This window comes from Streptomyces sp. NPDC002276 (assembly GCF_053891435.1).
Genome location: NZ_JBSFCQ010000002.1, coordinates 100,496 through 127,095, shown reverse-complemented (window position 1 = coordinate 127,095; position 26,600 = coordinate 100,496). Strand labels below are relative to the sequence as shown.

Genomic DNA, 26,600 nt, shown 5'->3' with positions numbered 1-26,600 from the left:
GAGAGAATGACCTTAACTGCCGCCACTGACAACGGAATTGATCGCCGTCGCGGCACCGCTCACAGGCTGTCGACGTCCAGGTTGGCGATCGCCGCCTTGGCCACCTCGCGGCCACGGGCCGTGAAGTCGCCCTTGCCCGGGTAGCTGATCGTGAGCCGGTACATGTCCCCGGCGGAGGTCTTGTAGTAGAGGATCCGCAGCTCGCGGGGGAGCGGGTTCTGGGCGTCGTCGGAGTCGTAGACGACCGTGTTCTCGGCGGACGGTTCGCCCTGGTAGGTGCCGGTCGGCTTCGGGACGGTCTCCGCGGCCTTCCCCATGTCGAGGTCGACACTGCCGTTGGTCTTGAAGTCGCCGTTGTCCGAGTACATTTCGGCCGCTGCCGAGTCCTTGATGTAGCCGTTGGTGTCCTCGGCCTTCTTGTCGAGGCTCAGGAAGACCCAGATGCTGCCGCTCGGGTCGGTGTACGTGACCCAGTGGCTCTTGTCCGAAGTGCGGTCGGGGGTGGTCCGCTTGTACGCGGCCGGGACCGCGAGCGTCGCGGCCACATCGGACTCGTGGTGCTTCTTCCAGCCGTCCGGCAGCGGCCCCGCGAAGGGATCGGCGATCAGCACATACCCGCCCGCCACCGCCGCCGCGACGACCACGGCACCGAGCCCGAACCACGCCTTGCGGCCCAACCGGCGTTTTCCCGCGGGCCGTTGGACGTACCCCACCTCCTGGTGCCGCACCTCCTGCGTCGACGCCGGAGTCGGCGGGTTCGCCACCGATTCTAGTACGGCGCGCACCCGGACCGCGTTCGGGCGACTCGACGGGTCCTTGGCGAGCAGCGCGGTGATGAGGTCGGCGAGCGGGCCCGGCGCCGAAACCGGCGGCGCGGGCACGGAGTTGAGAACCGACTGGAGAGTGGCGGGGGTGTTGCTGCGGCGGAACGGGGAGACGCCCTCCGTCGCCGCGTACAGGACCACGCCGAGCGACCACAGGTCGGAGGCGGGGCCCGGTCGCTGGCCCAACACCCGTTCCGGCGCGATGTATTCGGGCGAGCCGACGAAGCCGCCGGTGTCGGTCAGGTTGGTCTCGCCCTCGATCTGGGCTATCCCGAAGTCGGTCAGCACGACCCGGTCGTGGCGGCCGAGCAGGACGTTGTCCGGCTTGACGTCACGGTGCAGGACACCCGCCGCGTGCGCGGCTTCGAGGGCGCCCAGCACCTGGAGGCCGATCCGGGCCGCGTCGCGCGCGCCGAGGGTGCCCTCCTGGAGCACCTCGCCCAGCGAGCGGCCGGTCACCAGCTCCATCACGATCCACGGGCGGCCGTCGACGACGGCCACATCGTGCACGGTCACGACGGCCGGGTGGTCGAGCCGGGCCGCCGCGCGCGCCTCGCGACGCATCCGTTCGAACGCGTTGTCACGTTCGCGTTCGGGAAGATTGTCCGGGACGCGGGGTTCCTTGACGGCGACCTCGCGGTCCATCGTCTCGTCCCGGGCCCGCCACACCGTGCCCATACCGCCGTGCCCGAGCTTGGCGAGCAGCCGGTAGCGCCCGGCGATCAGACGTTCGGTGCCACCGTCCCGCGAGGGCTGCGGCACCTTCGGTCTCGGTGGTTGCAGAACAAAACTCGTCGTGTCGTCGGACCCGCCGCCCCATCCCCCGTCGCTGCTCATGGGTCCATCCATATCGCGGCGACCGCTCCCGTATCCACAGGGAACGCATTCCGGTCACACACCCGTGACTCGAACGGTCACCTATCTCCCTTTTGCTCCGGTACGAACGTGTCCAGCGCGACGTCGAAGTACTCCTTCGCCTCCCGCACCTTCCCGACCGGCGCCGACACCCACACGTCGTACAGCCGACCGCCCTCCTCCCAGCACAGGTCGTAGGTGTGCCGGGGCCCCTCCGCCGTGCTGAAGCCGTTCCAGGTGAACTCCCAGAGCGCGGCGGGGTGTCCGTAGTGGGTGGTGTCGGTGACCTTGCCGTCGTGGTAACCGGGGTTCGTGTGCGCCCCCTTGGCCGCCGCGCTCTTCATCACCGCGAGCGGGCCGCCCGTCGCGGGGTCGGACATCCTGATGCCGAGCCGGAAGGTCTCCCTCGGCGACATGTAGAAGATCCGCTCGCCCTGCGGGACGCGCACGAAGTCCTCCGGTACGGCGAGCGCGAAGCCGTCGGGGTCGTGGGCGACGCGGTAACCGGAGGGCGCGGTAGGGGTGTTGGGGGCGTCGGGGCTCTTCGAGGGAGTCGAGGGAGTCGAGGAAGAGGAAGAGGAAGGTGATGAGGTACCGGCACTCGTGGAGGTCAACGGCGCCGAACTCACCGGCGTGGCACCCCCCTTGTCGTCATCCCCGCGCATCAGCAGCGCCGCCGCCGACACCCCGGCACCGGCCATCGCCGCGACCAGCAACGCGGCCACGAGGACACCGCGGGTGGAACGCCGAGGGGGCGGCACCTCCGTGACGGCGGGTGTGGGCGACGGTGTCGACGGCTCGGGTGGCGCCAACTCCCGCAGCGGAACGTCCCTTTGGGTCGGCGTATAACCGGGCGTGGAGTGCGCGGCACCCCCGGCCGCCGCCTGCGGAGTGCGCCCCGTCTTCAGGAAGGCGCGCAGCATCCGCTCGGCCTCCGCCGCCTCCAGCCGTCGTTCCGGATCGCGTTCCAGCAGTCCCCGTACGACGGGCAGCAGCGGCCGGACCTCCTCGGGTGGCCGGATCTCGTCGAAGACGACGGCGTGCAGGATGCCGCCCAACGAGTCGCGCCGGAACGGCGATTCACCGCTCAGCACCGTGCACAGCAGCGCACCGAGGGACCACAGGTCGGACGCGGGACCGGTCCGCGCCCCGGACATCCGCTCCGGCGCGGTGTACTCGGGCGAGCCGACGAACGCGCCGTTCTCGGTGAGCGTCGTGGCGCCCGCGACCTGCGCGATGCCGAAGTCGGTCAGGACGACCCGGGCGGCCTCGGCCTCGGCCTCGTCGGAGGCGGTCCGGTCAGGGTCCGGCCCGTCTGCCGTGGTGTCCAGCAGCACGTTCGCCGGTTTGATGTCCCGGTGCAGGACGCCCGCCGCGTGCGCCGTGCGCAGCGCGCCGAGGAGGGCGATGCCGATCCGGGCGGCCTCGGCGGCGTCGACCGGACCGTGCGTGGAGATCCGGTCGGCGAGCGAGCCGCCGTCGATCAACTCCATGACGATGTACGGCCGTTCGTCCTGCTCGACGACGTCGTGCACGACGATGATGTGCGGATGCCGCAACTGCGCGACCGCCCGCGCCTCGCGCAGCGTCCGGTCTCGGTGCTGCCTGGCCTCCTCCTCGGAGAGCGAGTCGTCCTGGGCGATCTCCTTGACGGCGACCTGCCGGCCCAGCAGTTGGTCGGTCGCCCGCCACACGACGCCCATGCCGCCGCGCCCGAGCCGCTTCTCCAGTCGGTAACGCCCGGCGATCACCCGGACGTTGTCCCCCTCGGTCCCCATGCGCACCATCATGACGCAACCGGAAGCGGTCAGCCCGAGTTGGGACTCCAGCTCTGTAGGACCGACTTGAACTGTTGGCTGGTCGTCGCCCAGTCCGCGGCCGGCGAGGACATGTAGATCGCGTACTCGATCCCGTCACGGGACGTGTACGTCTCCTCGATGGCCCGCCGCGGCCCCGGGAAGGGCGTGTCCTTCGCCTGCGCGGTCCAGGTGTAGTCCCACACGGAGCCCGGACGGTCGCGGAAGATGTTCGCCTGGAGGGTCACCCTGTTGTAGTCGACCAGCCGCCGGAGCTGTATTTCCAGGTCCAGTTGGTGGGCGTTCGCGGTGGGGAAGTCCGGGGTGGGGTCGATGGCGATACGGACGAAGTGCTCGCCGTCGTCGGGCGTGTAGTCGACCTGCTGGATGTCCGTGGTCTCGCCGCCCTTGTTGTCGGAGACATAGGGCTTCCGCACCCAGCCCTTGGGGAGCGATATCTCGAAGCCCAAGGGGTCGGTGTGGGTCTGCCAGTTGGCGGGATTCGAGTTCTGCGGCGCGGTCGAGGCGCCCCCTGTGGGGCTCTGCGAGGCCGACGTCGACGGGGTGCCGCCCTGGTCCCGGTCCTGGTGCCACTTCTGTAGCCCCAGCGCCGTACCACCGCCGACGAGCGCGGCGAGGACGACCACCAGGACGACCGAACGGAACCGGCGGCGCTTCGGCGGAGCGGGCGCGGCGGCACCGAGCCCCACGAGGGAGACGGGCGGCGCCTGTTGGTACGTGGACCCCGTCGCCGACGCGTACGACGGCGCGCCCGTACCCGCGTACGACGGCGCGCCGGTGCCGGGATACGGCGTCGGACCCGTGCCGGGGTACGGCGTCGCGCCGGTGCCGGGCGTGTCCGTGAAACTCTCCGCCCGCGAGCCGACCCGCTGCGTCGGCAGCCACTCCTCCGCCGACCGCGGTCGTCGTCCCTCGGCGGCCTCGGCGAGCATCTGCTCGGTCTGGTCCGCGTCCGGCCGCAGATCGGGGTCCTTGTTCAGCAGCGCGGCGATGACGGGCGCGAGCGGACCGGCGTACCGCAGTTCGCCGGCCTCCTCCTCGACGACGGCCTGCATGGTGGACAGCGGCGAGGTGCGGCGGAACGGCGACCTGCCCTCAACGGCCGTGTACAGCGTGGCGCCCAGCGCCCACAGGTCGGAGGACGGTCCCGGGTCGGCGCCGCGGACGCGCTCGGGGGCGAGGTAGTCGACGGACCCGACGACCTCGCCGGTCCGCGTGATGGTGCTGTCGCCCTCGATCTGCGCGATGCCGAAGTCGGTGAGCAGCACCCGCCCGTCCTGCCCGAGCAGTACGTTGCCGGGCTTGACGTCACGGTGCAGGACACCGGCGGCGTGCGCGGCGCGCAGGGCACGGAGCACCCACATGCCGATGCGCGCGGCCTCGGCCGGCTCGATGCGGCCCTGTTCCTTGACCTCGTCGGCGAGCGAGTTGCCCTCGACCAGCTCCATGACGATCCACGGGCGACCGTCGTGTTCGAGGACGTCGTGCACGGTGACGACGGCGGAGTGGTTGATGCGCGCGGCGGCGCGCGCCTCGGCGCGGGTGCGCGCCAGCAGTCTCGGCTGGTCGCTCTCGGACACGTAGAGCGCGGCCGTCAACTCCTTGATGGCGACGGCCCGGTGCAGCACCTCGTCGTGCGCACGCCACACCCGGCCCATGCCGCCGCTGCCGATCGATTCGGCCAGCCGATAGCGCCCCGCGAGGAGCAGGCCCTGCATCTGATTCACGTTGCCCCGCAATGCTCTTGACAGGCTCAGCGTAAGGACCGGGCCTCCGCCATGGAACCAGCGGGGTACCAAGGAGACCGCACTGTGACGGTTGTCGCTTCTGCGCCCGAACGGGAACCATTTGGCTCCGGCGCGCCGCCTCCGCGGGTCAGCCGGTGTACTGGTAGGTCGACGACGCCTGCTCGTACAGCCGTGTCACCTCGTCCCGTTGGGCCTCCGGGCCGCGCACCTGCACGATGTGGTAGCGGCCGTCGATGAGGAACGCCATGTTGCGTACGAACAGGTCACCGCCCTGGCTGTCCGTCCAGGTGAACTGCCCCTCGGCCATGGTCTTTCCGCCCACCGTGATGGTCCGCAGGCCGGTCGCGGTGGCCCAGCTGGAGTCGCGGTAGGGCTGCAACTCGCGCTCCGTGTCCCGCTGGTAGACCATCGGGTCGCTGCCGTACTTCGCCGCGCTGTCCCGTCCCGCCACCACGATCAGCTCGAAGTCGCCGTGGGAGTAGACCACTTGGCCGCTGCCGTTCTTCGGCGTACGGGTCCAGCCCTTGGCGACGGCGACCTGGAACCCCGCGGAGTCCGTGCGCAGCTCGAAACCGTCGGCGACGTCCGAACCGGCGGGCTGCGAAGGGGTGTTGGAAGCCGAGGAGGAAGTGGAGGAGGAGGCGGAGGCCTCGGGTGAGGTCTGGTCGGGCTGCGGCTGACTGCTCGCCTGGGCCGAGGACTGACCGGGCGCCGGACTGGCATCTCCCGCCGTTCCCGTCCTGTCCCCCTGCCCCGCGCCCGTGTCCTCCCCGGACTTGGGCAGGAAGAGCATCGCGTAGGCGACCGCGCCGGCCAGCAGCAGGAAGATGAGCACCAGAAGGGTCCGGCCCAGTCTGCGCGGCGACCCGCCGACCTCCTCCTTGGCCCGCTTGTGCCGCCCGTGCGGACTGGTCGCGGGCAGCCCGGCCCGCCGCCTGCGCACCAACTCGCCGCGCCGCCGCACGATCGGCAGCCGCCTCGGGTCGGTCGGCGGAGTGGCGACGACATGCGCACCGGCCTCGGGCTCGGGCGCGGAGCGCACCAACGACCGTAGCCAGCCCCGCAGTTCCTCGAAGTCCAGCCGCTCGGTCGGGTCCTGCCGCAGCAGCGACTCCACGACCGGCCGCAGCGGCCCGCACTCCTCCGCGAAGGCGGGCGGCTCCGCGCACACGAGCTGCACCAGCTCGGCGGTCGCCTCCTCCGGATAGGGCGCGTGCCCCTGTACGGCCCGGAAGAGCAGCGCGCCGAGCGCCCACAGGTCGGTGGCCGGACCGATCGGCGCGGCCAACTGCCAGTTCTCGTGCACCGGTACGGCCTGCTCGGGCGCCCACCGCTCGGTGACGGGCCCCACCACGGTCATCCGCACCTGCCGGGCCCGCTCGGCCGCCAACGCGGTCGCGGGCCCGCGCCGGACGAGAGCACCTGCGGCGGCCAACTCGTCCCAGCGGGCAGGGGTTTGAGGCCGTGCGTAGGGGTGGGGCTGGGGGGAGTCGGCGGGAGCGGCGACGGGCTTGCCGAGGCCGGGGGCGTGCGGGCCGCCGGTACCGGCAGGGGGCTGGCCGGGGAGGTAAGGGGCGCCCGTGGGCCCCGTGTTGGGCCGACCGGTGCCCGTACGGTCGCCATGGACCGAGGTGTCCGCACCGGTGAACGCGTCCACCGGTGACGGCGCGCCGGGGCGCGGCGCGGCGCCGTGCCAGGAGGAGGTGTTGCGGACGCCGTAAGGATCGGCGATCTGCCCCGGCGGCGGCTTACTGCCGCCCGTGTGGTCCGTGTGGTCCGTGTGCTCCGTACGCTCCACCCCATGGCCACCGGCGTACGGCGGCTGCGCCGACGGCAGCGCGGCCGAACCGCCCGTCCACGCCCCGCCGTTCTCGCCCTCGGCGGCGGGCCGGGCACCGGGCAACGCGGGCCGTCCCGGCTGCTGGGCCTCCTGCACCCGGGCCGCGGCACGCGCTCCCGCCCGGTACGCGGCGATGGCCCCGGCCCGCGCGGCCCGGACGTCACCGCCGGTGTCGACTTCCCTGCGGGCCAACGCGGCCGACGTCCCGCTCCCGCCACCGCTCTCCGCCCCGACTCCGGGCAGCCCTCCGGCAGCCCTGGCCTCGATGGCCGCCCGCCGAGCGGCCTCGGGGTCCACACCGGCGGGACTCACGGCACGGCTTTCACCAGGGATCGCAGGGATCGCAGGGGCCGCGGAAGCGGCGGGTGCCGTAGAACCCGTAGGAACTCGGGGAGTTGGCGGAGCGATAGCGCCACCGTGCTGTCCAGGGTGTCCGTGCTGTCCGGGGTCGCCGGGGTCGCCGGGGTGGCCGCCGCCGCCCTCGGGCTCGCCGTCCTGCGGTGGCACCGGGTCGTAGCCGCACAGTGCCTCCTCCGCCGCGCCGACCGCGAGGCCGGTCAGCATCACGCGGCCGTCGTCGCAGACCAGTACCGTGCGCGCGGTGATGTTCCGGTGCACCCAGCCGTGCGCGTGCAGCACCCGCAGCGCCATCAGCACGTCGGCGGCGACCTCGGCCGCCCGGTACGGCGACAGCGGCTTCTCGACGAGCAGCGCGGACAACGGCTGGGCGGACACCAGTTCGCTCACTATCCACAGCGAACCGCCCTCGGCGAACACGTCGAAGACCTGGTCCAGCCGGGGGTGATCAGGGATGCGCGCCGCGGCCTGCGCGGCCTCGACCGCACGCCGTACCGCCGGATCGGTGGGCCGCCGCGTGGCGGTGCGCGCCGCCGCGGTCGGCCGTCGTGCGCCCCGGTCGCGGGCCGTGAACCCGTCGGGCAGCCCGTCCTCGCCGAGCACCTCCGCCTCGACGACCTCAGGCAACGGCACCTGGCGTACCAGGACTTCCTGCCCGCTGTAGGTGTCGAAGGCCCGGGTCTCGGTGAGTTCGTACTCGTCGGAGGGGGGCAGCGGCAGGCGGTAGCGGTCGGCGAGCACCCGACCCGCATAGTCGTCCACGTTGCCTCCCCCGGCCGCCCGGTTGGTCAATTCCGTTCGCCTTGCGCCCCGTTCCGCCTGCATACCTGGATGCGTACGGTCCGCAACCACTCACGATACGTGCCGGAGGCAACCCACAAAGAGGGGTTGACGGATCTGGCGCGCCAAACCCGGACCCACCCGCCTCACGACTTCGGTTCGAACGTCTTCGTCAGTGTCGTCCAGGTGTCCTTACGCAGCTCGCTGTCCCAATTGGCCGCTTTCGCGGTGTACATGAGCGCATAACCGAGATGACTGTTGACGACGAATCCGCGGTCGATAGTCCGGTACTTCGTCCCGCCGTCCGTGTAGGTGAACTCCCAGTCGGCCGTGTTCCAGCTCCGGTAGTCCACCTTCTCTATCCGGATCCGCGTGTACCCGGAGCGTGTCATGTACTGCTCCTGGTTCTCCCAGTCCGCCACCGGATTGCTCTTCGGCGTACTGGTCCAGGCGATCAGCAGTTTCTGCCCGTCGGGGCCGACCAGCCTGACTCCGGCGGAGTCCGTCGACTGGTACGACCATCCGGCGGGCAGGCCTATGGAGAACCCCTGGCCTCCGGTGTACGTCTTCACGACCGCGGCGCCACCGGAGGAGCCGTCGGTCTCGTCACCGCTGCCGCCGGACGCGTTCGTACCGGTGGACGTCGACGTACCGCCCGAAGCCGACGCCGTCGACGAGGAGTCGGTCTGCGCACCGCCCGTGCTCGCGGTGTCGTTGTCGTCCTTCTTGGTGTCGGTTCCACCGCTCGCACTCGCGCTCGCGCTGGCGACCGCCTTGCCACCGTCGTTCTTCTTCGACCCCTTCGAGCCGCTGCCGTCACCGCCGCCGAGCGTGAGCGCCAGCACGGCACCGATCACCGCGAGCACGACGACCACCGCGATGATCACCAGGGTGCGCTTCGGCACCACATCGCTGAGCGGCGCCCTCGGCACGGTCCGCGGCGGCAGATCCGGCGGCGTCATCACGGGCCACCCCGAACTCCGCCCGCCCGAACCCGAGTTGGCCCCCCGCGCACCCACCTCATGCGTCGCACCGGGGTCCTTGGCACCGGAATCCTTGGCACCGGAATCCCGCAGCCCGGTCTCCCGCAGCCCCGGCACCTGGGCACCCGACGCCTGGGCACCCAGGTCACGCGTACCCGCGTCCGGCGCCTCGGCCTTCGCCGCCGCACCGGCTGATGTCTCGGCGCGGTTCACCGCACCGGAAGCGCTCCCGCTCCCGGACCGAGCCGAAGGCACACCGGGGGTCCGAGGTTCGGCAGCGCCGGCGCCAGCGCCTGAACCGCCGGCCCCGGAACCCGCGGTCCCCGCGGCAGCCGCACCAGCAGCAGCCGCGTCCTTCGCACCGCTGGAGTCACCGGCTTCCGAAGTACCGGCAACAGCCGCACCGGCACTCGCACTTGAGCCGGGCGAGCCACCCGGCTTGCCGACAGCGGGAGTTGACCCCGCGTCAGCCACACTCGTCCCCGCGGCCGCCGAAGTCGCCGCCCCGGCTGCCGCCGAACCGCCCGCGGCCTTCCGCATCGACCGGAACGCCCCGCGCAACCGCTCGGCCCCCGCCGAACTCCCGCCGCCGCTCTTCTTGCCACCGGGTCCCGGCTGCGCGGGCAGCGGCACCACCGTCGTCGCGTCCACCGGAGGTACCGGCTCCGGCTCGGCCTTGGGCTCGGGCGCGTGGATCACCGCGTTGAGCATCGCCCGGGCACCGGCGTCGTCGAGACGCTGGGCGGGGTCCTTGTTGAGCAGGCCGTAGATGACGTCCTTCAGCGGCCCGGCGTTCTTCGGCTCCTCCAGCGGCTCGGTCATCACCGCGGTGAGCGTGGCGATGGCGGAACCCTTGTCGTACGGCGGTGCGCCCTCGACCGACGCGTAGAGCAGGCCGCCGAGCGACCACATGTCGGCCGCAGGGCCCGGCTTGTGCCCGCGGGCCCGCTCCGGGGAGATGTACGAGGGCGCGCCGACGAGCATGCCGGTGGAGGTGATCGACGGGTCGCCCTCGACCTGTGCGATGCCGAAGTCGGTGAGCACGACCCGGCCGTCCTCGGCGATCAGCACGTTCGACGGCTTCACGTCCCGGTGGAGGATGCCCTCGCGGTGCGCGGACCGCAGGACGTCGAGTATCGCGAGCCCGACCTCCGCGGCGCGCCGCGGCTCCAGCAGGCCGTCCTCCCGGATGGCCTCGGCGAGCGACTTGCCCTCGACCAACTCCATGACGATCCACGGCCGGTCGTCCTCGTCGACCACGTCGAAGACCGTCACCGCGCTGGTGTTGCGGATCCGCGCGATGGCCTTGGCCTCGCGCAACGTCCGTGTGATCAGCCGCCGTTTCTCGTCCTCGTCGATGCTGGACGGGAACCGCAGTTCCTTGACGGCGACCGTCCGGCCCAGGGTTTCGTCCTCGGCACGCCACACCGTGCCCATGCCTCCGCGGCCGAGCACTTCTCCCAACCGGTACCGCCCGGCGAGAAGACGCTCGTTCTTGTCCTGACGAGTGTCCTGACGGGATGTCCCCGCCCGCTCCGCCTCCGACATGCGTCCCCTCATGCAACCCGCCCTGACAGAGCCTCCATTGTCCCCCACCGAACAAGTGCCCAACGCCCAGGGGGCCCCTCGTCGCGCGCCCCCCGCACATCCCGTCGGATATCCGGCGCAGGTCACACAGCCAAGCCGGGCAGGATGACCGCCGAGAACGGAGGTTCGCGATGCCCACCCCTCGGACACTGCTGGTCATTCCGGTGTCTTTGGCGCTCCTCTGTCTGTCCCCGGCCGCCTCTCGGGCCGGTGCGACAACGACCCCGAACGCCCTGATCCCGCTACTGGTCGCACGGGGCAGAGCCCCCGGCGCGGCGCTCCTGGCCAGCTACCGGTCCGGCGCCCGCTCGGCGCCGGCCGCCACCGACTACGCGCAGGCCGGAACGGGGATCGACCGCGCCGACCACTTCCGCGCCGGCAGCATCACGAAGACCTTCATCGCGACGGTGATCCTCCAACTGGCCGCCGAACACCGGCTGTCCCTGTCCGACACGGTGGAGCGACACCTGCCGGGCCTGGTGCGCGGAGCGGGCAACGACGGGCGCGCGCTGACCCTCCGTTCCCTGCTCACCCACACCAGCGGCCTGTACGACTTCACCGCGACCACCGGGGGCACGGTCCCCGTGTCACCTCTTGAGGCCGTCCGTATCGCGCTCACCCACCCTCCGGCCGATCGAGGCCGCTTCTCCTACTCGAACACCAACTACGTGCTGCTCGGCCTGGTGATCCGGCAGGTCACCGGCCGCTCGTACGCCACCGAGGCCGAGCGCCGCATCATCGCTCCGCTGCGTCTGACGGGCACCTCCTTCCCGGGCTCCCGCACCACTCTTCCCACGCCGCACGGCCGCGCCTACGCGACCGACGGCTCCGACGTCACCGATCTCGACCCGCGGGTGGCCGGCGCCGCGGGCGAGCTGGTGACCACGCTCGCCGATCTGAACCGCTTCTACTCGGCCCTGCTCGGCGGCGGACTACTGCCCTCGCACTGGTTGCGCGAGATGCTCAACACCCGTACCGCACACGGCTCGTACGGCATGGGGCTGTTTCCGGTGAGGCTTCCGTGCGGCACCACGGTGTGGGGACACAACGGCCGGATCTCGGGCAGCTACGTGCGCACCGCAGCCACCGTCGACGGCCGGCATGTCCTCACCTTCCGGGTGAACACGAGCGAGATGGCGGACCCCGGTCTCGAACCGGCCCTGCTCGCTGCCGAGTTCTGCCCCCGCACCTCGTAGAACGGCCGGGTTCCGGACAAAGATCCCGGCTCGCGACACTCGTTCGAGTGAAGCCGACGGGCACGCTCCGCGAGGTTCCGGTCCGTCTACAGCGGCGCGATGTCCGGTGCCCCCAGCCGCGCCGCGTCCGCGGTCAGGTCGTCGGGCTGGAGCTGGGACTCCCGCTCGGCCTCCACCCGCTTCTCGTAGTGCTCGACCTCGCGCTCGATCTGGTCCTTGTCCCAGCCGAGCACCGGCGCCATCAGCTCGGCGGCCTCGCGGGCGCTGCGGGTGCCCCGGTCGAAGGTCTCGATGGAGATGCGGGTGCGGCGGGTCAGCACGTCGTCCAGGTGCCGTGCGCCCTCGTGCGAGGCGGCGTAGACGACCTCGGCGCGCAGATAGTCGTCGGCGGCCTGGAGGGGTTCGCCGAGGGTGGGGTCCTTGGCGATGAGGTCGAGGACCTCCTCCGCCATCGAACCGAAACGGTTCAGCAGGTGCTCCACGCGCACCACGTGGATGCCGGTCTGTGCGGCGATCCGCGCTCGCGCGTTCCACAGCGCGCGATAGCCCTCCGCGCCGAGCAGCGGCACGTCCTCGGTGACGCACTCGGCGACCCGCATGTCGAGCCCGTGCACCGCCTCGTCCACGGCGTCCTTGGCCATCACCCGGTACGTCGTGTACTTGCCGCCCGCCACGACGACGAGCCCCGGCACCGGATGCGCCACGGTGTGCTCGCGCGACAGCTTGCTGGTGGCGTCCGACTCGCCGGCCAGGAGGGGCCGCAGCCCCGCGTACACACCCTGGACGTCGTCTCTGGTCAGCGGCACCGCGAGGACCGAGTTCACATGCTCAAGGAGGTAGTCGATGTCGGCGCTGGACGCGGCCGGGTGCGCCTTGTCGAGGTCCCAGTCGGTGTCGGTGGTGCCGACGATCCAGTGCCGACCCCAGGGGATGACGAACAGCACGGACTTCTCGGTGCGCAGGATCAGTCCGCTGCTGGAGTTGATGCGGTCCTTGGGGACGACCAGGTGGATGCCCTTGGAGGCACGCACGTGGAACTGTCCGCGCTCGCCGACCATGGCCTGGGTGTCGTCGGTCCACACACCCGTGGCGTTCACGATCTGCTTGGCGCGGATCTCGTACTCGCCGCCCGCCTCGACGTCCTCCACCTTGGCGCCGACCACCCGCTCGCCCTCGCGCAGGAACCCGGTCACGCGCGCGCGGTTGGCGACTTTCGCGCCGTACGACGAGGCCGTGCGCACCAGGGTGGCCACATAGCGGGCGTCGTCCATCTGGGCGTCGTAGTACTGCAACGCCCCGACCAGGGCGTCCTTCTTCAGTGCCGGTGCCACGCGCAGGGCGTGACGGCGGCTCAGGTGGCGGTGGGTGGGCAGGCCCCGCCCGTGCGCGCGGGCCATGGACATCGCGTCGTAGAGCGCGACGCCCGAACCGGCGTACAGGCGCTCCCAGCCCTTGTGCTGGAGCGGGTACAGGAACGCCACCGGCTTCACCAGGTGCGGGGCGAGCCGCTCCAGGAGCAGTCCGCGTTCCTTCAGGGCCTCGCGGACGAGGGCGAAGTCGAGCATCTCCAGGTAGCGCAGGCCGCCGTGGATGAGCTTGCTCGACCTGCTCGATGTGCCGGACGCCCAGTCGCGCGCCTCGACCAGTCCCGTGGACAGGCCGCGTGTCACGGCGTCCAGGGCGGTGCCCGCGCCGACCACGCCCCCGCCCACGACGAGCACGTCCAGTTCGCGCTCGGCCATTCCCGCCAGTGCCTCGGCCCGCTGCGCCGGACCCAGTGTCGCTGTCCTCACCGCTGCCTCCCGCTATCGGTAGCGCCGGCCGCACCCGTTCGGCGAAGCCCGGTTCGTATCCCTCCTGCCCAAATTCTGACCGGGTTGCCCGACTTCAGCCACCACTCGCCCCCAGCCTGTGGACAACAATCACAGGACTGCCGAAAAACACAGCCGTCCAATACCGCATAACGGTCATATTTACTCCTAGTCTGACATTGCGCTCGCTCGTTCTGTCCACAGGGCTTGCGCACCTGTCCCGCTTCGGTTACTGGGAAGGACGGCCCACGCCATGCCCGCAGATCTCGCCGTCATCGGACTCGGTCCTCTCGGCCTGCCCCTGGCCCAGGCCGCTGTCGCCGCCGGTATCGCCACGGTCGGCTTCAAGACCGGCCCCGAGGTCGGCTCCCTCAGCCCCGCCGAACTGCGCCGGATGCTCTCGGGGGGCTTCCGGCCGGCCACCGACCCCGCCGAGCTCGGCCGCGTACGCACCGCCGTGATCTGCGCGCCGACACCCCCGGACGCGGACGGCGGCCTCGACCTCAGCCAGGTGGAGACGGCCGCCCGCGCCCTCGCGGCCCACCTGCGCCCGCACACGACGGTGATCCTGGAGTCACCGGTGCACCCCGGCACCACCGAGGACTTCCTGCGTCCCCTCCTCGAAGAGGGATCCGGCCTCCGCGCGGGCCGCGACTTCCACCTCGCCTACTCCCCCAGCCGCGTCGACCCCGGCAACCGCGACTTCACCCCCGCCAACACCCCTAAGGTGATCGGCGGCCTGACCCCGGCCTGCACCGAGTCGGCCGCCGCCTTCTACGGCCGGCTCACCGACAAGGTGGTACGCGCGCGTGGCCTGCGCGAAGCGGAAACCGTGCAGCTGCTGGAGACCAATTTCAGGCACGTCAACATCGCCCTCGTCAACGAAATGGCCGTCCTGTGCCACGACTTGGGCGTCGACCTCTGGGACGTCATCCGCTGCGCGGAGACCAAGCCGTTCGGCTTCCAGGCCTTCCGCCCCGGCCCCGGCGTCGGCGGCCACGCCGTCCCCCAGGACCTGACGGCACACGGGGGCCGCCCGCTCCGCATGGTCGAACTCGCCCAGCAGGTCAACAACCAGATGCCGCGTTACGTCATCCAGCGCGCCGCCACGCTCCTCAACGAGCACGGCAAGTCCGCGCGCGGGGCCCGCGTCCTCCTCCTCGGCGTCACCTACAAGGCCGACCTCGCCGACCAACAGGCCACCCCCGCCCAGGAGATCGCGATCCGCCTCATGGAACTCGGCGCCTCCGTCAGCTACCACGACCCCCACATCCCCTCCTGGAGCGTCCTGGACCGACCGGTCCCCCGCGCGGACTCCCTCTACGAGGCGGCGGCCGACGCCGACCTGACGATCCTGCTCCAGCAGCACCGGACGTACGACCTCCAAGGCCTCTCCGTGAAGGCGCAGTTGCTGCTGGACACGCGGGGGGCCACACCGACCGGGGCCGCACACCGGCTCTGAGCGCGAAAACGACTGGTCACAGGGTCACATCAACCTGCTAATCTCCCCTCACTCGTCGCACAGTTGTCGCATATCCGTGCGCGCGCATCTCCGCTTCACCTTTCCTGTCTTCGTATCCCGGGGGGATTTCTGTCATGAGCCAGTCAGCCACGCCACCTCAGCAGCCACAGCCTCAGCCCGAGGCGCAGGCCCAGCCGCAGGTGCCCACGCAGCCGCAGCCGGTCGACGGCAACCCGTACGCCCAGCAGCCCGGCGCGGTACCGCCGCCGTCCCCGGCTCCGTACGCGCCGCCCGCTCCCTCGAAGAACAACATCGCGCTCGGCCTGGTGACCGCCGTCGTCGCCGCGCTGGTCGCCTCCGGCATCTACGGCGTCGTCATCGGCACCACCAAGCACGAGATCGGCTGGGCGGCGGTCGGCGTCGGCTTCGTGATCGGCCTGGCGGCGGGCAAGATCGGTGGGCGCAACCCCACGCTTCCCGTGGTCAGCGCGGTCCTGGCCCTGGGCGCGGTCTACCTCGGCCAGCTGGTCGGCGAGGCGATGATCGGCGCGGACGAACTGGGCGTGAGCTTCAGCAAGGTGTTCTTCGACCACTTCGACGTCGTCCAGGACGCCTGGAAGGCCGACGCCGACCCGCTCACCTTCATCTTCTTCGCCATCGCCGCGTTCGCCGCGTTCTCGGGGGCCAAGAAGGCCGCGCTCTGACACCGGCGTGCGGGTTGTGCAGGGGGGCGCTTGGGGCGGGGTGTGCGTCGGGGACTGGTGGCGTGCGACTCGCGGCGCCGGTACCGTGAGAAACAGGTGGAGCCCACCGCAGCGGGAACTGCGGGAGGCTCCTGAAAAGTGAACGGAGTGTCCACCCCTAGTTGTGATGGGGGTGGCCGCTCACTTTCCGCCGTGCATCCACAAGATCCACCTCCTCCGTTGCTTCACCATCCGAAGACGGATCCGGTCCCAGCGGGTGGGCTTGCGGTGGCGACCCATGGGCGCCCCCTTCCACGAGGCCGCCCATTAGCCCGGTAGGCGGTTCGACTGGAATTCGGGCCGGGCCCCGAGAGCCCGGGTCCGGAACGATTTCCGTGGAAGGGAGCACCCCACACAACTGGGGCGCCGATCACGGACGTTACCGGCCCGACACGCCCCACCTGCGAATTTTCGCCCCGAACGCAACCGTGCGCCCCCCAGTCCCAACACGCGCCCCACCAGCCCCACTTGGGCACGCGAAAGGGCCCGGACCACCCAGGTCCGGGCCCTTCAAGTTGTCGTAGGACCTACCGCTTGTGCTGCGAGTCCGCGACAGTGACCTCGACCCGCTGGAACTCCTTCAGCTCGCTGTAGCCGGTGGTCGCCATCGCCCGCCGCAGCGCCCCGAAGATGTTCATCGAGCCGTCCGGGATGTGCGACGGACCCGTGAGGATCTCCTCGATCGTGCCGACCGTGCCGAGGTCGACCTTCTTGCCGCGCGGGAGTTCCTCGTTGACCGCTTCCATGCCCCAGTGGTGGCCCTTGCCGGGGCCGTCCGTGGCGCGGGCCAGCGGGGAGCCCATCATGACCGCGTCGGCGCCACAGGCGATCGCCTTGGGGAGGTCGCCGGACCAGCCGACACCGCCGTCGGCGATGACGTGCACGTAGCGGCCGCCGGACTCGTCCATGTAGTCGCGGCGGGCCGCCGCCACGTCCGCGACCGCGGTCGCCATCGGGACCTGGATGCCCAGGACGTTGCGCGTGGTGTGCGCCGCGCCGCCGCCGAAGCCGACCAGGACACCGGCCGCGCCCGTGCGCATCAGGTGCAGGGCCGCGGTGTAGGTGGCGCAGCCGCCGACGATGACCGGGACGTCCAGCTCGTAGATGAACTGCTTCAGGTTCAGCGGCTCGTGCGAGCCCGACACGTGCTCCGCCGAGACCGTCGTACCGCGGATGACGAAGATGTCCACGCCCGCGTCGACGACGGCCTTGGAGAACTGGGCCGTGCGCTGCGGGGAGAGCGCGGCGGCGGTGACCACGCCCGAGTCGCGCACCTCCTTGATGCGCTGCCCGATCAGCTCCTCCTTGATGGGAGCCGCGTAGATCTCCTGGAGGCGGCGGGTCGCGGCGTCCGCGTCCAGCTCGGTGATCTCGTCGAGGAGGGACTGCGGGTCCTCGTAGCGGGTCCAGAGGCCTTCGAGGTTCAGTACGCCGAGGCCGCCCAGCTCGCCGATGCGGATCGCGGTGGCCGGGGAGACGACCGAGTCCATGGGGGCGGCCAGGAACGGCAGTTCGAAGCGGTAGGCGTCGATCTGCCAGGCGATCGAGACCTCCTTCGGGTCCCGCGTACGGCGGCTGGGGACGACGGCGATGTCGTCGAAGGCGTACGCCCGGCGGCCGCGCTTGCCGCGCCCGATCTCGATCTCAGTCACGTCTGTGGCCTTTCCTCTGCGTTTCAGCGTCTTCCAGTATCGCCGACGGGTACGACAAGGGCGGCCCCGGTGTCCCCGGGGCCGCCCTTGAGGAAGCCTGCCGACTACTTGCTGCGGCTGTAGTTCGGTGCCTCGACCGTCATCTGGATGTCGTGCGGGTGGCTCTCCTTGAGGCCCGCCGAGGTGATCCGGACGAAGCGGCCCTTGGTCTCCATCTCCGCGATGCTGGCCGCGCCGACGTAGCCCATGGTCTGGCGCAGCCCGCCGACGAGCTGGTGCAGCACGTTGGCCAGCGGGCCGCGGTAGGGCACCTGGCCCTCGATGCCCTCGGGGACGAGCTTGTCGTCGGAGGCGACCTCGGCCTGGAAGTAGCGGTCCTTGGAGTACGACCGGCCCTGGCCACGGGACTGCATCGCACCGAGCGAGCCCATGCCGCGGTACGACTTGAACTGCTTGCCGTTGATGAACTGCAGCTCGCCCGGGGACTCCTCGCAGCCCGCGAGGAGGCTGCCGAGCATCACCGTGTCGGCGCCGGCGGCGAGCGCCTTGCCGATGTCGCCGGAGTACTGGAGGCCGCCGTCGCCGATGAGCGGGACGCCGGCCGCGCGGGCGGCGAGGGAGGCTTCGTAGATGGCGGTGACCTGCGGGACGCCGATGCCGGCGACCACGCGGGTGGTGCAGATCGAGCCGGGGCCGACGCCGACCTTGATGCCGTCGACACCCGCGTCGACCAGGGCCTGGGCGCCGTCGCGAGTGGCTACGTTGCCGCCGATCACGTCGACGCCGACGCTCGACTTGATCTTCGACATCCAGCTGAGGGCGTTGCTGTTGTGGCCGTGCGAGGTGTCGACGACCAGGAAGTCCACGCCGGCCTCGGCGAGGGCCTGGGCGCGGTCGAGCGCCTCGGGGCTGGCGCCCACGGCGGCGCCGACGATGAGGCGGCCCTCGGCGTCCTTGGCGGCGTGCGGGTACTGCTCGGCCTTGACGAAGTCCTTGACCGTGATGAGACCCTTGAGGACGCCCGACTCGTCGACCAGGGGAAGCTTCTCGATCTTGTGGCGGCGCAGCAGCTGCATGGCGTCGGCGCCGGTGATGCCGACCTGGCCGGTGACCAGGGGCATCGGGGTCATGACCTCGCGCACCTGACGGGAGCGGTCGGTCTCGAAGGCCATGTCGCGGTTGGTGACGATGCCGAGCAGCTTCTTGTTGCCGTCGGTCACCGGGACGCCGCTGATGCGGAACTTGGCGCACAGGGCGTCGGCCTCGGCGAGCGTGGCGTCCGGGTGCACGGTGATCGGGTCGGTGACCATGCCGGACTCGGAGCGCTTCACGAGGTCGACCTGGTTGACCTGGTCCTCGACGGACAGGTTGCGGTGCAGGACGCCGACGCCGCCCTGGCGGGCCATCGCGATGGCCATCCTGGACTCGGTCACCTTGTCCATCGCCGCGGAGAGCAGCGGGATGTTGACCCGGACGTTGCGCGAGATGCGGGACGAGGTGTCGACCGCGTTGGGGAGCACCTCGGACGCTCCCGGCAGCAGCAGCACGTCGTCGTAGGTCAGCCCCAGTGTCGCGAATTTGGCGGGCACTCCGTCGACGTTTGCAGTCATGACACCTTCCCCAATGGCCTTGATCGGTGCGGATGTCCATGCTAACGGGAAGCAGGGGTCACGAATTCCATGATTCGACGGCTACGGCCGACTCCGGGCTTCGTATGTTCGTACGGATCCGGGCGCCCGGCTGTTCAAAAAAGGCGCCGCCCGTACTGGTGTTACTGCTCGGCCAGGGCCCGCAACCGGCTCAGCGCGCGGTGCTGTGCGACCCGGACGGCGCCGGGTGACATTCCCAACATCTGGCCGGTCTCCTCGGCCGTGAGGCCTACGGCGATGCGCAGCAGGAGCAGTTCGCGCTGGTTCTCCGGGAGGTTGGCCATCAGTTTCTTGGCCCATTCGGCGTCGCTGCTGAGCAGGGCGCGCTCCTCGGGGCCGAGGGAGTCGTCCGGCCGCTCGGGCATCTCGTCGGAGGGGACCGCCGTAGAGCCCGGGTGGCGCATCGCGGCCCGCTGGAGGTCGGCGACCTTGTGGGCGGCGATGGCGAAGACGAAGGCCTCGAAGGGGCGGCCGGTGTCCTTGTAGCGGGGCAGTGCGAGGAGGACCGCCACGCAGACCTCCTGGGCGAGGTCCTCCACGAAGTGCCGTGCGTCGCCCGGGAGTCGGGACAGACGGGTGCGGCAATAACGCAGCGCCAGTGGGTGTACGTGGGCGAGCAGATCGTGCGTCGCCTGCTCGTCTCCGTCGACCGCGCGGAGGACGAGCCCACCAATCGCCCCTTGGGCACTGGCCCCCTCGTCGTCACGCATCGGTCCATGGTGCCTTGCGGCCGTGTGGTCCGTGGCACCGCGTCCGTTGTTGTGCACCGAAGCGTTATGAGCAGGTGCGCCGGAACTCATCTCCTGCGCCCTCCCCTCCCGCTCGACCGACTCGTCCCCGAGGAACTCCACACCTCAAGGATGCGGCATCCGCGGCGAAACGAGCAGCGGGCACCCGGCGGGCCCCGTCACCGTCCCCGCCCGCCCGGAGGCAGGCGGGGATTTCCGTACCCCCGCTACGACCCACTGACCTGGCCCTAACGGACCAGACCCCAGCGGAAACCGAGCGCCACGGCGTGCGCCCGGTCCGAGGCGCCGAGTTTCTTGAAGAGCCGTCGGGCGTGGGTCTTGACGGTGTCCTCGGAGAGGAAGAGTTCACGGCCGATCTCCGCGTTGGAGCGGCCGTGGCTCATGCCTTCGAGGACCTGGATCTCGCGCGCGGTGAGCGTCGGCGCGGCGCCCATCTCGGCGGACCGCAGCCGGCGCGGGGCCAGTCGCCAGGTCGGGTCGGCGAGGGCCTGGGTGACCGTGGCCCGCAGTTCGGCGCGCGAGGCGTCCTTGTGCAGATAGCCGCGGGCGCCGGCCGCGACCGCGAGGGCCACGCCGTCCAGGTCTTCGGCGACGGTGAGCATGATGATGCGTGCGCCCGGGTCGGCGGAGAGGAGTCGCCGCACGGTCTCGACACCGCCGAGTCCGGGCATGCGGACGTCCATCAGGATGAGGTCCGAACGGTCGGCACCCCAGCGGCGGAGGACTTCCTCGCCGTTGGCCGCCGTCGTCACGCGCTCGACACCGGGCACGGTCGCGACCGCGCGGCGGAGCGCCTCTCGGGCAAGCGGGGAGTCGTCACAGACGAGGACGGATGTCATGGCCGCCCTCCGCAACTGATGCGCGTCACCTTGAGCCTCCAGGCTGGTACGAAATCGTCACCTGTGCGGTCGACCGACTCGGACGCCTGCCCGAGCACTTGTTGTTTTCAACCGCCTCGCACTCTCAACGACGGTCACTCGAAAGAGTTACGGGGCCGTGTGTCGTCTTCGGCACTCTACGTGAGGGTGCGGACACGGTGGAGGCGTGCGCGGCCGACCCTCAAGCTTTCATCACAACCGGTGCCCCATTCAGCCCTATTTCTTCCCTTTTACTGGTGTCTGAGGCTAGATTCGCAATGAGTCATATTTTCATCTCCTTAGATCGTAGTTGTACGGTCGTGGACACCGTATCCGCCCATAACGGCTACAAGGGGTCACGCAATGGCAGATTTCTCCCGCCTTCCCGGACCGAACGCGGACCTGTGGGACTGGCAGCTCCTGGCTGCCTGCCGAGGGGTCGACAGCTCGCTCTTCTTTCATCCCGAGGGCGAGCGCGGTGCGGCACGAAGCGCTCGTGAGAACTCGGCCAAAGAGGTCTGCATGAGGTGCCCGGTCCGCGCTCAGTGCGCGGCACACGCGCTGGCGGTGCGCGAGCCGTACGGCGTCTGGGGCGGCCTCACCGAGGACGAGCGCGAAGAACTCATGGGGCGTGCCCGTAACCGCCTGGTGTCGGCCTCGACCGCCGGGGACATGGCTTCGAACAACTGAAGGAACGTTTCTCCAAGGCGCCCTCCGACAGGCACCCTCCGACAGCACTCCCCACGGGCACGCGCACGCGTGCCCCCTACTTTTCGCGGGCCGCCCGCTCCAGCTGGTCCAGCGTCGCTGCCACCGCGGGCACCCGCGCCAGGTCGGGCAGGGTCAGCGCGACGATCTCCCGCCGCACCGCCGGTTCCAGCGTCACCGTCCGCGCACCCCGGGGCCGTACGGACTCGATGGCGAGCTGGGGCAGTACGGCGACGCCCAGGCCCGCGCTCACCAGGCCGACGACCGCCGGATAGTCGTCGGTCGCGAAGTCGATGCGCGGGGTGAAGCCCGCTCTCTCGCAGACCTCGACCAACTGGCCCCGGCAGCGGGGGCAGCCGGCGATCCAGGGGTCGTCGGCGAGATCTCCGATGGCGACCGACCGCACGCGCGCGTGGCGGTGCTTTTCCGGGACCAGCGCGACCAGGCGGTCGCGGAGCAGGGGTCGCACCACCAGGTCGGACCAGTCCTCGGCGCCCGTCGCGGTCTCGTAGCGGAAGGCGAGGGCGATGTCGCAGTCGCCCTCGCGGAGCAGTTCGACGGAGTTCGGCGGTTCGGCCTCCTCCAGGAAGACGCGGGTGCCGGGGTGGGCGGCGCGCAGGGCGGCGAGGGCCGTGGGGACGAGGGTCGAACTGCCGCTCGGGAAGGAGACCAGGCGGACCCGGCCGGCCCGCAGGCCCGCGATCGCGGCGACCTCCTCCTCGGCGGCGGTCAGTCCGGCGAGGATGCCGGCCGCGTGCCTGACCAGGGCCTCGCCCGCCTGGGTCAGGCGCGTCTCGCGGCCGGTGCGGATGAGGAGTCGGGTACCGGCGGAGGTCTCCAGGGCCTTCATCTGCTGGCTGACGGCGGGCTGGGTGCAGCCGAGCGCCCGCCCGGCCGCCGAGAAGGAGCCGGTGGCGGCGACGGCGCGCAGCACACGGAGATGTCGGGCCTCGATCATGCGGCCGAGCATAAGCCGACCTTGGGGGCATGGGTGAATAGTGCGGCACACCTTTGAGGCGCTCTCGCCTACCGTGGCTTCATGAAGCTTCTCTCGCTGAATCTGGGCCGGGCCACGGCCGTGCCGTACACGGACCAGCCGGACGGCGTGACGGGGATCGACAAACGGCCGACCGACGGGCCCGTCCGGGTGAGCGCGCCCGGCCGCAAGGGGGTCGCCGGGAGCGGTCTCGCCGGGGACGCGGTGTGTCATCTGCGCCACCACGGCGGCGACGACCAGGCGGTGTACGCGGTCGCGCGCGAGGATCTCGACGACTGGGAGCGGGAGTTGGGGCGCCCGCTCGGCAACGGCTCCTTCGGGGAGAACCTGACGACCCTGGGGCTCGACGTGTCCGGCGCGCGGATCGGGGAGCGGTGGCGGATCGGTTCCGAGGTGGTCCTGGAGGTCACCTCCGGGCGGATTCCGTGCCGTACGTTCCAGGACCATCTGGGCGAAAGCGGGTGGGTGAAGCGGTTCACCGTGAAGGGGGCGCCGGGGGCCTATCTGCGGGTGATCGAGCCCGGTGAGATCCGGGCCGGGGACGCGATCGAGATCGTGCACCGGCCCGACCACGAGGTGACGGTGGCCCTTCAGTTCCGGGCCGTGACGACCGAGCGGACGCTGTTGCCGCAGTTGCTTCCGGCGGGCGAGGCGCTGCATCCGGAGGCCTTGGCGCAGGCCCGGAAGTATGTCGCGGAGCACACGGGCTGACCTGCCGTCACGGCCTGTTCGACGCCTTGTTCGACACGTGTTCGTCACGGATCGGGAGGGCCTGTGCAGAGATCCGGCCCGATCGCCGCGGGTCACTAATCTTGCGCCATGACAACGGCATTGATTACGGGATCGACCGCGGGGATCGGTGCCGCGTTCGCGCGGCGGCTCGCGGCGGACGGACACAACCTCGTGCTGGTGGCGCGCAACACCGCGCGGCTCGGCGAGCAGGCCACCGAACTGCACGACCGGCACGGCATCGAGGCGGAGGTGCTGACCGCCGACCTCGCCACGGACGAGGGCATCGAGACGGTGGCCGCCCGGCTCGCGGACCGCAAGAACCCTGTCGACCTGCTGGTCAACAACGCGGGCTTCGGCAACAAGGGCCGCTACCTCGACGTACCGATGGCCGACGAGCTGAGGATGCTCAAGGTGCACTGCGAGGCGGTGCTGCGGCTGACCAGCGCGGCGACCGAGGCGATGCGGGAGCGTGGGCGCGGCGGGGTCGTCAACGTGGCGTCGGTGGCGGCCTTCGTGCCGCGCGGGACGTACGGCGCGTCGAAGGCGTGGGTGGTGCAGTTCACGCAGGGGGCGGCCAAAGATCTCGCCGGTACCGGTGTGCGGCTGATGGCGCTGGCGCCCGGTTTTGTGCGGACCGAGTTCCACGAGCGGGCCGGGATGGGCACGGACAACATCCCGAACTGGATGTGGCTGGACGCGGACAAGCTGGTCGCGGCGGCGCTCGCGGATCTGGCGCGCGGCAAGTCGCTGTCGATCCCCGACCCGCGCTACAAGGCGCTGATGGGCCTGGTGAAGATCACTCCGCAGGCGGTGCTCGGCGGGATCACGTCGAAGACCGGGCGGAAGTACGGGCCGCAGTGACGGCAGCCGCCCCGCCGACGGTGACGGCGACACGAAGGCCCGGCTCCCCCAGAGGGGCGCCGGGCCTTCGGTGTACTACGGGTTCACCGACCTGCGTCAGTGGGAGTGGCCGTGGCCGTGACCACCGGCGGCCGACTCCTCCTCTTCCTTCTTCTCGACGACCAGGGTCTCGGTCGTGAGAAGCAGGGAGGCGATGGAGGCGGCGTTCTCCAGGGCGGAGCGGGTGACCTTGACCGGGTCGATGACACCGGCCTTGACCAGGTCGCCGTACTCGCCGGTCGCGGCGTTGAAGCCCTGGCCGGGCTCCAGGTCGGCGACCTTGGAGGTGATGACGTAGCCCTCAAGGCCGGCGTTCTCGGCGATCCAGCGCAGCGGCTCGACGACCGCGCGGCGCACGACCGCGACACCGGTGGCCTCGTCGCCGGTCTTGCCGAGGTTGCCCTCAAGGACCTTGGAGGCGTGGACCAGAGCGGAGCCACCACCGGAGACGATGCCCTCCTCGACCGCGGCGCGGGTCGCGGAGATGGCGTCCTCCAGACGGTGCTTCTTCTCCTTCAGCTCCACCTCGGTGGCGGCGCCGACCTTGATCACGCACACGCCGCCGGCCAGCTTCGCGAGGCGCTCCTGGAGCTTCTCGCGGTCCCAGTCGGAGTCGGTGTTCTCGATCTCGGCCTTGATCTGGTTGACGCGGCCCGCGACCTCGGAGGAGTCACCGGCACCGTCGACGACGGTCGTGTCGTCCTTGGTGACGGTCACGCGGCGGGCGGAGCCCAGCACGTCCAGGCCGACCTGGTCGAGCTTGAGGCCGACCTCCTCGGCGATGACCTGACCGCCGGTGAGGGTGGCGAGGTCGCCGAGCATCGCCTTGCGGCGGTCGCCGAAGCCGGGGGCCTTGACCGCGACCGCGTTGAACGTGCCGCGGATCTTGTTCACGACCAGGGTCGACAGGGCCTCGCCCTCGACGTCCTCGGCGATGATCAGCAGCGGCTTGGAGGCGTTGGCCTGGATGACCTTCTCCAGCAGCGGCAGCAGGTCCTGGATGGAGCTGATCTTGCCCTGGTGGATGAGGATGTACGGGTCCTCAAGGACCGCTTCCATCCGCTCCTGGTCCGTCACGAAGTACGGCGACAGGTAGCCCTTGTCGAAGGCCATGCCCTCGGTGAAGTCCAGCTCCAGACCGAAGGTGTTGGACTCCTCGACGGTGATGACACCGTCCTTGCCGACCTTGTCCATCGCCTCGGCGATGAGCTCGCCGACCTGGCTGTCCTGCGCGGACAGACCGGCGACGGCCGCGATGTCGGCCTTGTCGTCGATGGGCCGCGCGGTGGCGAGCAGCTCGTCGGAGATGGCCTTGACGGCGGCGTCGATGCCCTTCTTCAGGGAGGCCGGGGAGGCGCCGGCGGCGACGTTGCGCAGGCCCTCGCGGACGAGCGCCTGGGCGAGCACGGTGGCGGTGGTGGTGCCGTCACCCGCGATGTCGTTGGTCTTGGTCGCCACCTCCTTCACCAGCTGGGCACCGAGGTTCTCGTACGGGTCGTCGAGCTCGACCTCGCGGGCGATGGTGACACCGTCGTTGGTGATGGTGGGGGCGCCGAACTTCTTGTCGATGACGACGTTGCGGCCCTTGGGGCCGATCGTCACCTTCACCGTGTCGGCAAGCTTGTTGACGCCGCGCTCAAGGGCGCGACGGGCGTCCTCGTCGAACTTCAGGATCTTCGCCATGGGAGCGGTTCAGCCCTCTCGGAAAACGTGGGTGAAACGAACCACGCCCCTGACACCCGGCTTCATAAGGTCGCGGGGGCCAGGGGCGCAGCTCACATACTGAATGTGCTTGAGGTGAAGCGAATTACTTCTCGATGACCGCGAGCACGTCGCGGGCCGAGAGGACGAGGTATTCCTCGCCGCTGTACTTCACTTCGGTGCCGCCGTACTTGCTGTACAGCACGATGTCGCCGGTCTTGACGTCGAGCGGCAGGCGCTCGCCGTTCTCGAAGCGGCCCGGGCCAACGGCCAGGACGACGCCCTCCTGGGGCTTCTCCTTGGCCGTGTCCGGGATGACCAGGCCAGAGGCCGTGGTCTGCTCGGCGTCGAGCGGCTGGACCACAATGCGGTCCTCAAGCGGCTTGATGGCAACCTTGGAGCTGGTGGTCGTCACGATCCGACCTCCCCCTTCGGAGATCTCACGGGGTTAACTGTCTGAGGTGGCGACCAGGTGGATCCGTCGTCGCGGGTGCCGGACCTGCCCGTCGCTATTGGCACTCTCCAGGGGGGAGTGCCAGGTCTGAGACTATGACCGCGATTAGCACTCGGTCAAGCGGAGTGCCAATGCCTGCGGCGCTTGACCGGATTTTTTGGTGACCGTTGGCTGTGGTTGCCGTCCCTGGGGGCTGTG

19 protein-coding genes are annotated in these 26,600 nt (G+C 70.7%); 6 read left to right on the top strand and 13 right to left on the bottom strand.

The annotated features are described in order from the left end of the window. Positions 1 to 59: 59 nt before the first annotated feature. The 5 genes from ACWIHT_RS05680 to ACWIHT_RS05660 all read right to left on the bottom strand — a co-directional run bounded on the left by ACWIHT_RS05680 (position 60) and on the right by ACWIHT_RS05660 (position 10,752). Entirely contained in the window at positions 60 to 1,661 is a 1,602-nt protein-coding gene (locus tag ACWIHT_RS05680; protein WP_456164783.1) for a serine/threonine-protein kinase, read from the bottom strand. Between the two features lie 77 nt (positions 1,662 to 1,738). Then, positions 1,739 to 3,457, bottom strand: coding sequence for a serine/threonine-protein kinase (locus ACWIHT_RS05675; protein ID WP_456164781.1), 1,719 nt, complete (start codon positions 3,455 to 3,457; stop codon positions 1,739 to 1,741). A 29-nt stretch (positions 3,458 to 3,486) separates the two neighbouring features. Then, a complete protein-coding gene (locus ACWIHT_RS05670) occupies positions 3,487 to 5,214 on the bottom strand; it encodes a serine/threonine-protein kinase (RefSeq protein ID WP_456164779.1) in 1,728 nt (575 codons plus the stop codon). 157 nt (positions 5,215 to 5,371) lie between these two features. Beyond that, positions 5,372 to 8,203: a protein kinase gene (locus ACWIHT_RS05665; protein ID WP_456164777.1), complete on the bottom strand. Its 2,832-nt coding sequence runs from the start codon at positions 8,201 to 8,203 to the stop codon at positions 5,372 to 5,374. Between the two features lie 164 nt (positions 8,204 to 8,367). Further along, positions 8,368 to 10,752 (bottom strand): serine/threonine-protein kinase, encoded by a 2,385-nt coding sequence (locus ACWIHT_RS05660; protein WP_456165964.1) that lies wholly within the window; start codon positions 10,750 to 10,752, stop codon positions 8,368 to 8,370. A 170-nt stretch (positions 10,753 to 10,922) separates the two neighbouring features. Here ACWIHT_RS05660 and ACWIHT_RS05655 point away from each other — a divergent pair, with 170 nt between their 5' ends. Continuing rightward, entirely contained in the window at positions 10,923 to 11,987 is a 1,065-nt protein-coding gene (locus tag ACWIHT_RS05655) for a serine hydrolase domain-containing protein (RefSeq protein WP_456164775.1), read from the top strand. Positions 11,988 to 12,073: 86 nt separating this feature from the next. On the opposite strand, the gene ACWIHT_RS05650 is transcribed toward ACWIHT_RS05655, so the two are convergent. Then, the gene (locus tag ACWIHT_RS05650; RefSeq protein WP_456164773.1) at positions 12,074 to 13,780 is read right to left on the bottom strand and encodes a glycerol-3-phosphate dehydrogenase/oxidase; all 1,707 of its coding nucleotides are present in this window, start codon (positions 13,778 to 13,780) and stop codon (positions 12,074 to 12,076) included. Positions 13,781 to 14,051: 271 nt separating this feature from the next. Here ACWIHT_RS05650 and ACWIHT_RS05645 point away from each other — a divergent pair, with 271 nt between their 5' ends. Continuing rightward, the gene (locus ACWIHT_RS05645; protein ID WP_456164771.1) at positions 14,052 to 15,260 is read left to right on the top strand and encodes a nucleotide sugar dehydrogenase; all 1,209 of its coding nucleotides are present in this window, start codon (positions 14,052 to 14,054) and stop codon (positions 15,258 to 15,260) included. 134 nt (positions 15,261 to 15,394) lie between these two features. After that, the gene (locus ACWIHT_RS05640; protein WP_456164769.1) at positions 15,395 to 15,964 is read left to right on the top strand and encodes a hypothetical protein; all 570 of its coding nucleotides are present in this window, start codon (positions 15,395 to 15,397) and stop codon (positions 15,962 to 15,964) included. Between the two features lie 566 nt (positions 15,965 to 16,530). On the opposite strand, the gene ACWIHT_RS05635 is transcribed toward ACWIHT_RS05640, so the two are convergent. The 4 genes from ACWIHT_RS05635 to ACWIHT_RS05620 form a co-directional block, all read right to left on the bottom strand. Then, on the bottom strand, positions 16,531 to 17,655 hold the full coding sequence (locus tag ACWIHT_RS05635) for a GuaB3 family IMP dehydrogenase-related protein (RefSeq protein WP_019066763.1): 1,125 nt from the start codon (positions 17,653 to 17,655) through the stop codon (positions 16,531 to 16,533). Positions 17,656 to 17,759: 104 nt separating this feature from the next. After that, a complete protein-coding gene (gene guaB / locus ACWIHT_RS05630; RefSeq protein WP_456164767.1) occupies positions 17,760 to 19,265 on the bottom strand; it encodes an IMP dehydrogenase in 1,506 nt (501 codons plus the stop codon). 161 nt (positions 19,266 to 19,426) lie between these two features. Further along, complete coding sequence (locus tag ACWIHT_RS05625) at positions 19,427 to 20,014, bottom strand: sigma-70 family RNA polymerase sigma factor (RefSeq protein WP_200715865.1); 588 nt, start codon at positions 20,012 to 20,014, stop codon at positions 19,427 to 19,429. Positions 20,015 to 20,280: 266 nt separating this feature from the next. Then, positions 20,281 to 20,892, bottom strand: coding sequence for a response regulator transcription factor (locus ACWIHT_RS05620; protein WP_003948568.1), 612 nt, complete (start codon positions 20,890 to 20,892; stop codon positions 20,281 to 20,283). 381 nt (positions 20,893 to 21,273) lie between these two features. On the opposite strand from ACWIHT_RS05620, the gene ACWIHT_RS05615 reads away from it, so the two are divergent. Beyond that, positions 21,274 to 21,600 (top strand): WhiB family transcriptional regulator, encoded by a 327-nt coding sequence (locus ACWIHT_RS05615; protein WP_019066760.1) that lies wholly within the window; start codon positions 21,274 to 21,276, stop codon positions 21,598 to 21,600. A gap of 76 nt (positions 21,601 to 21,676) precedes the next feature. Here ACWIHT_RS05615 and ACWIHT_RS05610 read toward each other — a convergent pair whose 3' ends face one another. Beyond that, the gene (locus ACWIHT_RS05610; protein WP_456164763.1) at positions 21,677 to 22,576 is read right to left on the bottom strand and encodes a LysR family transcriptional regulator; all 900 of its coding nucleotides are present in this window, start codon (positions 22,574 to 22,576) and stop codon (positions 21,677 to 21,679) included. A gap of 81 nt (positions 22,577 to 22,657) precedes the next feature. Between ACWIHT_RS05610 and ACWIHT_RS05605 the strand changes: the two genes are divergently transcribed. Together ACWIHT_RS05605 and ACWIHT_RS05600 are read left to right on the top strand one after the other, a co-directional pair. Further along, positions 22,658 to 23,326: an MOSC domain-containing protein gene (locus tag ACWIHT_RS05605; RefSeq protein ID WP_456164761.1), complete on the top strand. Its 669-nt coding sequence runs from the start codon at positions 22,658 to 22,660 to the stop codon at positions 23,324 to 23,326. A gap of 108 nt (positions 23,327 to 23,434) precedes the next feature. Then, positions 23,435 to 24,208 carry an SDR family NAD(P)-dependent oxidoreductase gene (locus ACWIHT_RS05600; protein WP_456164759.1) on the top strand — a complete coding sequence of 258 codons (774 nt, stop codon included), beginning with the start codon at positions 23,435 to 23,437 and terminating at the stop codon, positions 24,206 to 24,208. A gap of 96 nt (positions 24,209 to 24,304) precedes the next feature. On the opposite strand, the gene groL is transcribed toward ACWIHT_RS05600, so the two are convergent. Both groL and groES read right to left on the bottom strand, forming a co-directional pair. Next, on the bottom strand, positions 24,305 to 25,930 hold the full coding sequence (groL, locus tag ACWIHT_RS05595; RefSeq protein ID WP_456164757.1) for a chaperonin GroEL: 1,626 nt from the start codon (positions 25,928 to 25,930) through the stop codon (positions 24,305 to 24,307). Between the two features lie 124 nt (positions 25,931 to 26,054). Further along, positions 26,055 to 26,363, bottom strand: a complete 309-nt coding sequence (groES, locus tag ACWIHT_RS05590) for a co-chaperone GroES (RefSeq protein ID WP_401935594.1) — start codon at positions 26,361 to 26,363, stop codon at positions 26,055 to 26,057. Positions 26,364 to 26,600: the final 237 nt, after the last annotated feature.

Coding starts and splice junctions, on each gene's coding strand:
- ACWIHT_RS05680 (WP_456164783.1), bottom strand. CDS start 1,661: ATGAGCAGCGACGGGGGATGGGGCGGCGGGTCCGACGACACGACGAGT.
- ACWIHT_RS05675 (WP_456164781.1), bottom strand. CDS start 3,457: ATGGGGACCGAGGGGGACAACGTCCGGGTGATCGCCGGGCGTTACCGA.
- ACWIHT_RS05670 (WP_456164779.1), bottom strand. CDS start 5,214: ATGCAGGGCCTGCTCCTCGCGGGGCGCTATCGGCTGGCCGAATCGATC.
- ACWIHT_RS05660 (WP_456165964.1), bottom strand. CDS start 10,752: ATGTCGGAGGCGGAGCGGGCGGGGACATCCCGTCAGGACACTCGTCAG.
- ACWIHT_RS05655 (WP_456164775.1), top strand. CDS start 10,923: ATGCCCACCCCTCGGACACTGCTGGTCATTCCGGTGTCTTTGGCGCTC.
- ACWIHT_RS05645 (WP_456164771.1), top strand. CDS start 14,052: ATGCCCGCAGATCTCGCCGTCATCGGACTCGGTCCTCTCGGCCTGCCC.
- ACWIHT_RS05640 (WP_456164769.1), top strand. CDS start 15,395: ATGAGCCAGTCAGCCACGCCACCTCAGCAGCCACAGCCTCAGCCCGAG.
- guaB (WP_456164767.1), bottom strand. CDS start 19,265: ATGACTGCAAACGTCGACGGAGTGCCCGCCAAATTCGCGACACTGGGG.
- ACWIHT_RS05625 (WP_200715865.1), bottom strand. CDS start 20,014: ATGCGTGACGACGAGGGGGCCAGTGCCCAAGGGGCGATTGGTGGGCTC.
- ACWIHT_RS05620 (WP_003948568.1), bottom strand. CDS start 20,892: ATGACATCCGTCCTCGTCTGTGACGACTCCCCGCTTGCCCGAGAGGCG.
- ACWIHT_RS05615 (WP_019066760.1), top strand. CDS start 21,274: ATGGCAGATTTCTCCCGCCTTCCCGGACCGAACGCGGACCTGTGGGAC.
- ACWIHT_RS05610 (WP_456164763.1), bottom strand. CDS start 22,576: ATGATCGAGGCCCGACATCTCCGTGTGCTGCGCGCCGTCGCCGCCACC.
- ACWIHT_RS05605 (WP_456164761.1), top strand. CDS start 22,658: ATGAAGCTTCTCTCGCTGAATCTGGGCCGGGCCACGGCCGTGCCGTAC.
- ACWIHT_RS05600 (WP_456164759.1), top strand. CDS start 23,435: ATGACAACGGCATTGATTACGGGATCGACCGCGGGGATCGGTGCCGCG.
- groL (WP_456164757.1), bottom strand. CDS start 25,930: ATGGCGAAGATCCTGAAGTTCGACGAGGACGCCCGTCGCGCCCTTGAG.